Raw genomic sequence first — 10,912 nt, forward strand, 5'->3', positions numbered from 1 at the left:
CGAGGCAGGCGCGCCCCGGCACCCGGACCTAATGGGTCGTGACTTCACCGCCACCGGCCCGAACCAGCTGTGGGTCACGGACCTGACGTATGTGCCGACTGCTGGAATCCAAGCCTGGGCCGGGATCGCCTACGCCTACGTCTGCTTCATCATCGACGCCTGCTCACGGATGATCGTGGGCTGGCGGGTCGCGCCACACATGCGGACCACGATGGTGCTCGACGCGATCGAGATGGCGAGGTGGTCACGCGGCACGACACTGGCTGGTCTTCGGTGTCACTCCGACGACGGGAGTCAATTCATCTATCCGCTACGGCGAACGACTCGCCGAGATCGGTGCCGTCCCATCGATCGGGACCGTGGGGATTTGTACGACAACGCCCTGGCCGAGACCGTGAACGGCTACTACAAAGCCGAACTGATCCGCGGCCCTGCCCGTGAAGGCAGACCGTGGAAGACCATCGAGGACGTCGAGCTCGGCACCCTCAACTGGGTCCACTGGCACAACCACGAACGCCTCCACAGCTACCTCGACGACGTCCCACCGGCGGAGTTCGAGCAGAACCTCTACGCTACAAAACGGACCGACCAACCCTTGGTCGAAATCCAATCAACCCCCACCTCTGACCGGCGGGGACGGTCGAAACTTGGATCGAGGCTAAGGCCGCCGGATAGGTGTCCTTGGCTACTCCGCAATCTGCACGGACTGCGCGAGGTATCCCTCTTCAAGAAGGCGAACACACGGTAGGCAGAGCGCATCAGGCCGTGCCTCGGAACGGCCCAAAATTCGCTTGCGCTTGCCGGCACCGGTGGTGACTGTCTTCTGGGCTTTCCATTTTGTTGAGCCGTTTTTGAGATCGACTCGAAGGACTGAGCAGGGCACACCAGAGACGTGCTTACTGGCCAATTCGTCGACAGTAGGCCGGGAACAGCCTGCGCGGAGGCTCAATGGTGGCGATGAACAGGAGGACGGCCCCGACTGCGAGCCGTTCTCCTTGCAATCGCAGTGGGGCGTACCCCGTGGCGGAGGATAGGGGATTCGAACTGTTCTGCGCCCCCTTGCACACGGGGTCATCAATCGGCATTTTTACCCGTAAAAACAGGGAAGTCGAAGGGCCCTGTTGTGGATAACTCCATCAGGATTCATGGACCTACACGGCCGGTAGCACATGAGACTTGGCTGGAGGCGCATGCGTGCCGACGACTTTGGGTGTGGATCGCTCGTGTTGGCAGGCGTTTTCGGACGAGATTCTCGGTGTCGTCGACGGTCAACATCGTTCAATCGTTTGGGGCCTTCGACGGGTCCAGGAGAGGCGATTCGTGCGTCGTCTTCCACCAGTGCTCGCTGGCAAGATCGACGGGGGCGATCTCCCGGGTGACGGTGACGCTCCCGATGGCCTTAGCCTACGTCGAGGCGTACGCCGCCGCGCTCGTGCCAGCACGCCAAGGTGTCTCATTGGGGGATCGCCGACCCCTTGCGGGACGACGGCGGCTGGCTCCCACAACTGTGCGGACGTCGCCTGGCGGGTTCCTCGTCTGGAACGGCCGCCCGGCAGGGGACCGAATCCAGAGTCGCGCACGGGTCAATTGGATGCCGCGGCCGATTGTGCGCCACTGGTGGGGGACGAAGCGGTCGTCATCGATAACGAGTCGATCTGAGCGGTCAGGGCTTCGGAGTGGGCCTGCGCCGCCGATCACGATGACTCGACGCCCGGAGTCCAGGGCTGCGTCCAGGACCGTGGTCACTGGGGAGCTGACATCGCCTTTCGTCCCGGGAGCCGGTCTGGTGGCCAGCACGATGACGTCGTGCTCAGTTGCTATGCGGCCCATGGCCTCCGGATCGGTCGCGTCGGCAGTGGACAAGGTGAGTCCGGCGACGGTTAATGCGTTACTTCTGTTTGATCGCGAGATTCCGGAGAGGCTGTGTCCTCGGCGAGCTGCTTCCGCAGCGATGCGGAAGCCAGCCATTCCCGTTGCTCCGATGACAGCGATTCTCATGATGCTCTCCTTGTCTGTGCGGCGACCATCGCCGGCTCAATGACGCCAGGATTCGTGGTTTTGGTGGAGGCGATGGTGTGGGGCGGCTTCCGGTTCGGGGTGATTTGTCCGGCGGCGATCGCCGTCAAGGCAAGTGCGAATCCGACCATCTGCACGACGCCGAGGTTCTCCTTAAGCAGGAGTGCTCCGAGAGTCGCGGCAACCAGCGGTGAGAGAAGTCCGAGCACGGCGACCGAGGCCACTGGAAGGCGGCCGATGCCGCTGAACCACAGCGTGTAGGTGAGGAGCCCACCGACAAGCCCGAGCCATGCGTAACCGGTTAGTGCCGTGACGTCGATGGTCGTGGGAACGCCCTCGAACAGCAGCGTGATCGGCAGGAGGAACAGTCCTCCTGCGGTCAACTGCCATCCGGCCAGCCCCATCGCGGGCACCCCTGTGGCTCTACCCCATTTCTTGGTCAGGGTGACACCGAATCCCATGGAGACCGCGCTCAGCAGCCCAGCGATGACCCCGACCGCGTCGAGTGTCGCCGTGGAACGCAGTACAACGAGGGCGACACCGATGACCCCGACGATCCCCCACGATAGGCGCCACGCAGAGAATGGCTCACTCAGGATGACGACGACCAGGATGGCGACGACGAGCGGTTGCGCGGCCCCCAGCGTGGCGGCGACACCGCCGGGAAGGTGGTACGCGGCGATGAAGAGCAGGGGGAAGAAGGCGCCGATGTTCAGCACGCCCAGCACGGCAGACTTCCACCACCACGCTCCGGTGGGCAGCACGCGGGTCAGCGCGATCGCGAGCAGACCCGCGGGCAACGCTCGCATGAGCGAGGCAAACAGCGGATGCCCGGGGGGCAGCAACTCGGTCGTCACGATGTAGGTCGTTCCCCATACCGCTGGCACGATCGCCGTGAGCATCGTGATCCGGAACCTGTCCATCAAGACTCCTCAATATTGAATAGTTCGACGTTGAAGAGACTACGGTGGTAGAGTACTTACGTCAAACAGTTCAACGTTAAGAGGTCTTGTGGAGGACAGCGTCGACCGCATCGTTGCCCAGTGGGCGAGGGCGCGACCCGATGTCGATGTCACCCCGATGGGGGTGCTCGGCAGGCTCTCCCGCCTCACGCGTCTGTTCGAACGTGAGTTACAAGGGGTCTTCTCTCAGCACGGCCTGCAGTCGGGAGAGTTCGACATCCTCGCGACCCTGCGGCGCACAGACGTCGAAGGGCACGGTCTGACTGCGGGCCAGCTTGCGGACAGCGCCATGGTCACGTCGGGGGCGATCACCAACCGGCTTGACCGACTCCTCGCCAAGGGGCTCATCACTCGCGAAACGGACCCGCTTAGCCGCCGCACGATTCGCGTCGCCCTCACCCAGCGGGGGCGAGAGGTCATCGACGCGGCCCTGCAAGATCATGTCGCCAACGAAGAACGGCTGCTCTCGACGATGACACCCAGCCAACGCGGACAGCTCGAAAAGTTGCTCCGTTCCCTTCTCCACGATCGAGAGAACCAGGCTTAGCATCCGGCCGACACGACCCTGCGAGGCCCCTCGCTAATGAGGAATCGCCCACCGGTCCCGCACGGGGACCGCCTGAATTCGCCATCGTGCTGCGAGACGACGGCGTCAGCCTCGACCTCCACCACCAGCGCTGGGTCGATCAGGGCGCTCACCTGAACCATGGAACTGGCCGGGCGAATGTGGGCGAAGAACTCCCCGTGGGCGCGCCCGACCTCCTGCTACCGGCTGATGTCGGTGACGAACATCCGGGTGCGCACCACGTGCTCCAATCCAACGCCGACCTGCTCCAAGGCCACGGCGATGCGACGAATCGCCTCCCGGGTCTGCTCAGCGGGGTCATTCCCGCCGACGGCGCCACCACCCGGCTGAGCCGCGGTCGTTCCGGCCACACTGACCCAGGACCCGACGCGCACGCGCGCCGCAGCCGCGCTCGACCACCAACAGCGGGAGCACCAGACCGAGGCCGACAAGCAGCGAGCCGTCCTCGCATCCGCCGAGGGAGTACGCGCCGAGGTCACCGCCCCGCTCATCGAGCAGGCCACAACAGACGGCACCGCCTACCTCACCGCACGGGATCGGATGTGGGCAGCATCGGACGCCCATGGCACCGTGCGCGGGCTCTGCAAGCGCAGCACCGCACACACCCTGACCGCGGCCTCTGGCGAGCACCGCACCGCTGAGACGACTGCCCGGCGGCGCTGGGGCAGCCTGCCGCAGACCCCCGACAGCATCGAGCCGTGGGCCGCCACAGTGGCGCAGCGCGAGGCCGACGCCGACCCGCGCGTAACCGAGACGCGCGCTCGGGCGGACGAGGCGAGGCAGGAACGACAGCACCTCACCGGCCGACAGATGCGGGAGCGCGCGGACCTCCGCCGCCAAGTGCTCGGCAACCATAAGCCGAGCAACGCTCGGACGAACGCCGCCCGGTGGCAGAAACAGGCAGAGGCTGCGCGACGTGACCTCGCCGAGATCGAATCTCTGCCCGTCGATGAGGCTGCGCAGCTCGTCCACGCCCAGCAGGAGCAGGCGCAACGCGAGGCCGCCCAGAGCGCCGAGCGCCGGTCCCGCGCCGCTCCACGGCTACACCCGCCGACCACCCGACCACGGACCGACACCGCCCGAGCAGGGGCCGGGACTGTAGCTAGGCCGCTTGCCCGGAGGCGTCGGTCGGGGCGCAGACTCAGATGTGTCATTTGGCCGCCGGCCGGGACTATTTAATGTGATGCATTCCGCTAGAGAACAACACTTGGCCGACCTCTACGACCAATGGGCCGCCAAGGTTCACGCATACGCACTCCGCCACTGTGGAGTCGAGGGCGCCGACGACGTGGTGTCCGAGACATTCATCGTGGCGTGGCGACGCCTCGACGTCATTCCCGAGGACGCGCTGCCGTGGCTGTTGGTGGTTGCGCGCAACACGATTGCCCACCGGCGACGATCGGCCGGAAGACGCGCTCGCCTCGATGACGCGCTGGCCACCCGGTCGCCGGACCGACAGCGCACCACAGAGGAGATCGCCACGTCCCGTCTGGAGACCCTTCAGGCACTGCGGCGCCTGAGCGCAAAGGAGCGTGAAGCGGTGCTACTCATCGCGTGGGAGGGACCCACGATCAAAGCAGCCGCCGACGTGGCGGGATGTCGAGAGCGAGCCTTCCGTGCCCGGTTGACCCGGGCACGCGCCCACCTGCAGGCCGCACTCGATCCACACACCACACCCCGCCCCCATCTTCAGCCCGTAGAGGAGCCCACATCATGACCGTCGATACCCGCCTCGAAGAACTCGCCCCCGATCCTGCGCACTCCGCTGAACGGGTTGCTCTCATCCGCGCTCAGGTCCTCGCCCGCGCCGGTGCGCTTGACCACACTCCGCGGCGCCGGCCCCAGCAACGGCCGGGGCGTCGTTGGATGGTGGGTGGCGTCGTGGCTGTCGCGGCCGCCAGTGCGCTGGTGATCGGACCGACACTGATTCCCAAAGCCGACTCATTCGCGGCGAACGCCCTGACACCGCTGGCCCGTGCCGCAGAGCGCACCGACGTTCCGCCCCTGTCCGACGGTCGAGTCCTGCACCGCACCACGGAATACCGCATGACCGAGACCGCATCCGGAAAAGTCACTACCATGCAGTGGGACGAGTGGACCCTCGACGACGGAAGGTTCTACCGTCAAACCACAGTCGACGGAACGGTCGGCCCGACCGAGCATTGGGACACTCCCTCGTCGTCAGACTTCACCCCCCGTGAAATCGCCGCCCTGCCGACGGACCCAACCAGACTGCTCAAGGCCGTCGAGGGCTCCCCGCAGGCCTCCTCATACTCCGGGGGTGATCGCGCAGGAGAGCAGCGCCTGTTGGGGACGATCATCTACGGCGGCTACGCACCGACCAAGGTCTGGGCCGCCGCGATCGAGGCCTACGGCAGCTTCGACGATGTACAGGTTCGCGTCGACGAAGCGAAGAACCTGACCTTCGTCACGGAGGTTGCCAAAGGCGGGCCGCTCACGATGCTGTTCGACAGCACCACTGGGCAGTTGCTCGGTTACGACTCGACAAGCCCCCAGGACGGCGGTCGAACCGAGACCATGAAGGTGAGTCTCTCCAAGGTCGAGGACGGACTGCCCACCCGAATCGCCGACCTTGCGCAACGGCGCGGATATTAGTCTCCCGGCTGTGGTTCGAGCCGGTCGTTCAACTGTTCGGAGTCCTGGCGGTGATGAAGCACCGCGATGATCTCAACAATGTTCGCGTCGTCATGAACCCGTTACCAGAGTTGGTACGGGAAGACGGGCAGGTTCGCCCGGCGAGCGCCGCGCCGCAGTTCAGGAGACGAGTAGGGGAAGGCGGTCAGCCGTCGAGCCGTGGTGAAGAACTCGTCCACGAACCGCTCGGTCTCATGCGGCGCTTCGGTGTCGTAGTAGGCCTGCGCTCGGTAGAAGTCGCGCTGGGCGTCGGCGTTGAGGCTGACGGCGAACGTCACGCGGTTCGCCGCGACGCGACCTCGCGCTCGAACTCGTCGAGTGTCACGTAGTCGTCCGGGTTCGCGTCGGCGTCGGCGATGCGCTGGTCGATGATCGCGGCGATCTCCGGCGACACGTATCCGTCATCGAGCGAGTCGTCGATCACGGCGCGCAACTCGCGGCGTGCGGACTCATCCAGTCCAAGCACCTGCTCAAGTAGGGCGTGGTCGACCATGTTCCGTACTGTACTTGCGGGCCACGAAATTCGACGGAGAGCACAGGTCTGGGACCTGATTCGGCGCGATGTGGGTTCGTCGATGAGGTCTTCGCTGTGAGCTAGACACGTTGCCAGAGTCGGTCGACTGGCATGACGTGGATGCGGTCGTCGTAGCCGGAGTACGAGCGCGTTCCCGTAATGAAGCCGATACCCGCGATGAACCGGTCGCCGAGAGCATCACGAAGTTTGCGCATGCCCTTGAAGTCGGACTTGCCAATGCTCTCGTTGGCTTTGATCTCGAAGGCGAGAACTCCACCGTCTGCGAACTCGACGACGTAGTCGACTTCGTCGTCGTCATGTGTGCGCCAGTGGCCGAGCGTGACGGGTTCGTCCAGCCAGGACGCTTGCTTGCGAAGCTCGCCGACAACGAATGTCTCGAGAAGGTTCCCGAACTCGGTGAGCGCAGTCGGTTCAAGCGTTGCAAGTTTCTCGGGGCTGATGCGCATCAGGCGCGCGGCGACTCCGGAGTCGATGACGTGCAGCTTGGGCGAGCTGACCGCCCTCTTGCGAAGGGTCTTGCCCCAAGCTGGCAGGCGCTCGATGAGGAACAGATCTTCGAGAAGCGTCGCGTAGTCCTGGAGGGTGGACAGTGAAAGGCCCAGTCCTTCGCCGGCATTCGTCAGATTTAGGACCTGCCCGGTGCGGCCGGCGAGCCTGTCGAGGAGTTTGCCCAGCGCCTCTCGCTGCTGGATTCTGGCGAGTTCGACAGCGTCACGCTCGACCGACTGACGGACGTAGTCATCGAACCACCGGTTCCGTGAGGCACCCGCTGTGCGTTTCAACGCCAGCGGAAATCCTCCGGCGCACACACGGTCGACATACTCGGCGCGCGTAGTCGTCGATGCTGGAATGGCGTCGACGGCAGCGACGGGGTTGTGGTGCAGGGATTCCAGGAGGTTCTCTTCGACGCCGCCGATCTCTCCCTGTGAGAGCGGCCAGATGGTCATTGAGTGGAGACGGCCAGTGAGCGCCTGTGCAGTCCGCGGCAGGGCGTCTTGTCGCGTTGATCCAGTCAGTACGGCCGTGCCTGGAAGAGAGCCTTGCCTGTTCAGCCTTGCCTTCAAGGCATCGAGAACGTCAATGACGTGCTGGTATTCGTCAATGCAAACCGGGGCTGGAGTCGAGACAGCGACGGTGGGATTGCTCGCTACGGCTGCCTGAACTGCTGGGTCATCCAGGTCGAGCACTGAACTGCCCGCTCGTTCTGCGAAGGCCCGCAGAACGGTTGACTTGCCTACTGACCGTGGGCCATGCAGAGCAATGACCGGTTCTTCTGACGCTCGCGATGTCAGCAGGGCGCTCAGCCTGCGATCTATGATTCCAGCTGGGAGCGCGCTCATAGTGCCAGACTAACATTGGGCGCGGCATCGGGTGGTGAATTTGAGTGGGGTTGAGCGGTGTATTTGAGAAGTATAAAGCGGTGAATCAGAGAGGCATTTGACGGTGTTTTGGAGAGAATAACCCGATTCCGTGACCAGTGCGGCGGCACCACCATATGAGACCGGGACCGAACCCTGTGAGGGTTCGATCCCGATGTTTGCGCTGTTCAGCCTGGCAGAGGATAGGAATCGAGCTGTTCTGTACGGGGTCGTGAGGCTGCGTAGAACTCATCGATGAATCGCTCCGTCTGATCGGGCGCCTCGGCGTCATACCACGCTAGAACGCGATCTCGATCCTGCCGGGCGGTCGACGTGAGATGGACGTCGTACGTCACGCCACGTGGCGGCGCGAGCGAACCTCGCGCTCATCCTCATCGAGTGTCACGTAGTCGTCCGGGTTCGCGTCGGCGTCGGCGATGCGCTGATCGATGATCGCGGCGATCTCTGGCGACACGTATCCGTCGTCGAGCGAGTCGTCAATCACAGCACGCAACTCACGGCGTGCGATTATGTGGACAATTCTGGTCTGTCAAGCCGCATGACAGGACGGATGGAGCCATTTCCGACCGTGGAGGTGTGGCCGGTCGCGGTCAGAGTGCACCGGACCATGGGTTGCGCGCGGAATGCGGCATGACCGGATGGCCGCTGCGACCGCCATGCGACAGAGTCGCGCGTTGCGTGTGCGATGCCGCGTAGCCTGTCTGCATGCGGCGCTTCGACGACGAGGACCTCACCGGTGCAGAGTTCCGCGAGTGCGACCTGAGTAGAGCCCGGCTGGTCGGCGTGGTCATGCAGGACGCTGAGATCGACGGCCTGCTCACCAATCTCGTGGTCAACGGGGTCGAGGTCACGTCGTACGTCGAGACGGAGCTCGACCGCCGCCACCCGGTGCGGTTGCTGATCCGCTCCGATGAGGCGGCCGACCTGCGAGAGGCCTGGCGGCAACTGCGGGACGACTGGGCGACGACCACCGTGCGCGTCCGGTCCATGCCCGAGAACAGCGAACATCACGGCGTCGACGGCGAGTGGTCGATGGTCGAAACCCTGCGTCACCTTGTCTTCGTGCACGACTCCTGGTTTCGGCGCTGCGTGCTCGGGCTCACCGAGCCGTTCACGGCCATGGGACTGGGTCCGCCGTTCGTCATGGACCAGGAGAACGGGCTCGACCCGTCCGCCCAACCGAGCCTCGACGAGGTGCTCGCCGTGCGCAACCGGCAGGCTTTGGAGATCGAGACGTGGCTGGCCGAGGTCACGCCTGATCAGCCCGCGCAGACCGCGCCGGTGCCCGACGACGACAGATGGCCCCCGTACGCCAAGGGGCGGGCAGTGCGGCAATGCCTCGGTACCGTGCTCAACGAGGAATGGGCTCACCACGGGTTCTGCAAACGCGACCTGGACAAACTGTCGCGTCAGGAGTCTGCATGGGGTTCATGAGCGGGATCTCACTGGGCGCTCAAAGGGTCGATTGGGAGTATCCCGACGATGCGGACTCCATTGTGCTGGCCAATCCCGACGGAAATCTGTTCTGAGTCATCGCCTGAGCCACTAGATCTTAGGGATTACGGGTTGGGGTGACACCATCGCGGCATACGCAGGAGAGTGGTTTGCTGCCCTACGTCTTGAAGCATCCACCGCGCAGGGCTACGAGAAGATCATCCGCAACCACATCAGCCCGGCGCTCGGCGACATCCGCCTCGACAAGCTCACCGCCACCAGGATTGGTCGGCACTACCGCGAGCTGGAGCGGTCGGGCAGACGCGACAAGCGCGGTTACGGCAAGCCGCTGTCGGGGAACACTGTCAACAAGGTTCATGTGGTGCTCGGAGCGATCCTCGACGCCGCACTGGACGACGGCTTGATCGCTGTAAACCCCGCGAGGAAGAAGCGCACGGTCAACGCGCCAACGGGCTCCCAGATTCGCGCGCAACGTCCCGAGATTGCGACCTGGACGGGCAGCCAGCTCAATGCGTTCCTCGTTTGGAATCGTGATGTGCTCAGCGACGACCTTTTTCCGCTGTGGCGCACCATCGCCTACACCGGAATCAGGCGCGGCGAAGCCCTTGCGCTCCGCTGGGGCGATCTGAACTTCCTGACCGGCAGGCTCGGCATCAGGAGGGCCGCCGATGTGACCACACGCAACAAAGCGAAGACCGCCAAGACGGGATCAGCACGAGTCCTCGACCTCGACGCCGAGACCCTCGCCGTGCTCAAGGCGTACAAGGTGAAGCGGGGAAGCATCTCGCTGGACCTCGCACGCGCGGATGCCTACGTGTTTGGGAACGACGCGGGCGGGATCCGTTCGCCCAACGAGGTCAGCCGGCGCTGGACCCACCGTGTCAGACGGGCGCAGGCCGAGCTCGATGAACTGCCAAGAGTCACCCTCAAGGGCCTCCGGCACACGCACACGACCTTGCTGCTCGAACTTGGAGAGCACCCGAAGGTCGTTCAAGAACGCCTTGGGCACTTCACGATCACCACGACGATGAACATCTATAGCTACGTCACCCCGACGATGCAGAAGGCCGCAGCGGATCGCTTCGCGGCGCATCTCGATGGGGCTTGGCATCTATCTCAACACATGAGCGGGGAAAGCGCCCCGACCTGGACTAAGAAAGCCCAGGCCAGGCGCACTGTACCGCTGGCGGAGGATAGGGGATTCGAACCCCTGAGAGCTTTCACTCAACCCGCTTTCCAAGCGAGCGCACTAGGCCACTATGCGAATCCTCCGCAGACGAGGCTACCGGTTGTCCCCGGCTTGGGAACAACTGGCATACCTCCG

General features: G+C 64.4%; 13 protein-coding genes, 1 tRNA gene and 1 pseudogene. 6 read left to right on the forward strand and 9 right to left on the reverse strand.

Going from position 1 to position 10,912, the window contains the following annotated elements:
• Positions 1–31: 31 nt before the first annotated feature.
• Entirely contained in the window at positions 32–748 is a 717-nt protein-coding gene (locus H7290_RS19200) for an IS3 family transposase (protein ID WP_290515636.1), read from the forward strand.
• Positions 749–1,404: 656 nt separating this feature from the next.
• On the opposite strand, the gene H7290_RS21420 is transcribed toward H7290_RS19200, so the two are convergent.
• Together H7290_RS21420 and H7290_RS19205 are read right to left on the reverse strand one after the other, a co-directional pair.
• Entirely contained in the window at positions 1,405–1,998 is a 594-nt protein-coding gene (locus tag H7290_RS21420; RefSeq protein ID WP_366927655.1) for an NAD(P)H-binding protein, read from the reverse strand.
• Positions 1,995–2,939 carry an EamA family transporter gene (locus H7290_RS19205; protein ID WP_290515626.1) on the reverse strand — a complete coding sequence of 315 codons (945 nt, stop codon included), beginning with the start codon at positions 2,937–2,939 and terminating at the stop codon, positions 1,995–1,997. Before H7290_RS19205 ends, H7290_RS21420 begins: the two co-directional genes overlap by 4 nt.
• A gap of 88 nt (positions 2,940–3,027) precedes the next feature.
• On the opposite strand from H7290_RS19205, the gene H7290_RS19210 reads away from it, so the two are divergent.
• A complete protein-coding gene (locus H7290_RS19210; RefSeq protein ID WP_290515627.1) occupies positions 3,028–3,525 on the forward strand; it encodes a MarR family transcriptional regulator in 498 nt (165 codons plus the stop codon).
• 218 nt (positions 3,526–3,743) lie between these two features.
• Here the strand turns inward: H7290_RS19210 and H7290_RS21425 are convergent, their stop codons facing one another.
• Together H7290_RS21425 and H7290_RS19215 are read right to left on the reverse strand one after the other, a co-directional pair.
• On the reverse strand, positions 3,744–3,938 hold the full coding sequence (locus H7290_RS21425; protein WP_366927656.1) for a Rid family hydrolase: 195 nt from the start codon (positions 3,936–3,938) through the stop codon (positions 3,744–3,746).
• Positions 3,862–4,536 (reverse strand): hypothetical protein, encoded by a 675-nt coding sequence (locus H7290_RS19215; protein ID WP_290515628.1) that lies wholly within the window; start codon positions 4,534–4,536, stop codon positions 3,862–3,864. The genes H7290_RS21425 and H7290_RS19215 overlap by 77 nt, the downstream gene beginning before the upstream one ends.
• Positions 4,537–4,771: 235 nt before the next feature.
• Here H7290_RS19215 and H7290_RS19220 point away from each other — a divergent pair, with 235 nt between their 5' ends.
• Both H7290_RS19220 and H7290_RS19225 read left to right on the forward strand, forming a co-directional pair.
• Positions 4,772–5,281, forward strand: a complete 510-nt coding sequence (locus H7290_RS19220; RefSeq protein ID WP_290515629.1) for a sigma-70 family RNA polymerase sigma factor — start codon at positions 4,772–4,774, stop codon at positions 5,279–5,281.
• The gene (locus H7290_RS19225) at positions 5,278–6,180 is read left to right on the forward strand and encodes a hypothetical protein (RefSeq protein WP_290515630.1); all 903 of its coding nucleotides are present in this window, start codon (positions 5,278–5,280) and stop codon (positions 6,178–6,180) included. The genes H7290_RS19220 and H7290_RS19225 overlap by 4 nt, the downstream gene beginning before the upstream one ends.
• 101 nt (positions 6,181–6,281) lie before the next feature.
• On the opposite strand, the gene H7290_RS19230 is transcribed toward H7290_RS19225, so the two are convergent.
• The 4 genes from H7290_RS19230 to H7290_RS19245 form a co-directional block, all read right to left on the reverse strand.
• The gene (locus H7290_RS19230; RefSeq protein ID WP_290515631.1) at positions 6,282–6,497 is read right to left on the reverse strand and encodes a type II toxin-antitoxin system RelE/ParE family toxin; all 216 of its coding nucleotides are present in this window, start codon (positions 6,495–6,497) and stop codon (positions 6,282–6,284) included.
• Positions 6,494–6,712: a hypothetical protein gene (locus H7290_RS19235; RefSeq protein WP_290515632.1), complete on the reverse strand. Its 219-nt coding sequence runs from the start codon at positions 6,710–6,712 to the stop codon at positions 6,494–6,496. The genes H7290_RS19230 and H7290_RS19235 overlap by 4 nt, the downstream gene beginning before the upstream one ends.
• Before the next feature lie 101 nt (positions 6,713–6,813).
• Positions 6,814–8,094, reverse strand: a complete 1,281-nt coding sequence (locus tag H7290_RS19240; RefSeq protein WP_290515633.1) for an ATP-binding protein — start codon at positions 8,092–8,094, stop codon at positions 6,814–6,816.
• A 370-nt stretch (positions 8,095–8,464) separates the two neighbouring features.
• On the reverse strand, positions 8,465–8,617 hold the full coding sequence (locus H7290_RS19245) for a hypothetical protein (RefSeq protein WP_290515634.1): 153 nt from the start codon (positions 8,615–8,617) through the stop codon (positions 8,465–8,467).
• Positions 8,618–8,838: 221 nt separating this feature from the next.
• Between H7290_RS19245 and H7290_RS19250 the strand changes: the two genes are divergently transcribed.
• Complete coding sequence (locus H7290_RS19250) at positions 8,839–9,567, forward strand: DinB family protein (protein ID WP_290515635.1); 729 nt, start codon at positions 8,839–8,841, stop codon at positions 9,565–9,567.
• 145 nt (positions 9,568–9,712) lie between these two features.
• Positions 9,713–10,624 (forward strand): annotated as a pseudogene (locus H7290_RS21430) (tyrosine-type recombinase/integrase); the annotation flags it as partial.
• Positions 10,625–10,772: 148 nt separating this feature from the next.
• Here H7290_RS21430 and H7290_RS19255 read toward each other — a convergent pair.
• Positions 10,773–10,860: transfer RNA gene (locus H7290_RS19255), tRNA-Ser, on the reverse strand.
• Positions 10,861–10,912 lie beyond the last annotated feature (52 nt).

The sequence above is a fragment of the Aeromicrobium sp. genome, from assembly GCF_014378035.1.
Lineage (GTDB): Bacteria > Actinomycetota > Actinomycetes > Propionibacteriales > Nocardioidaceae > Aeromicrobium.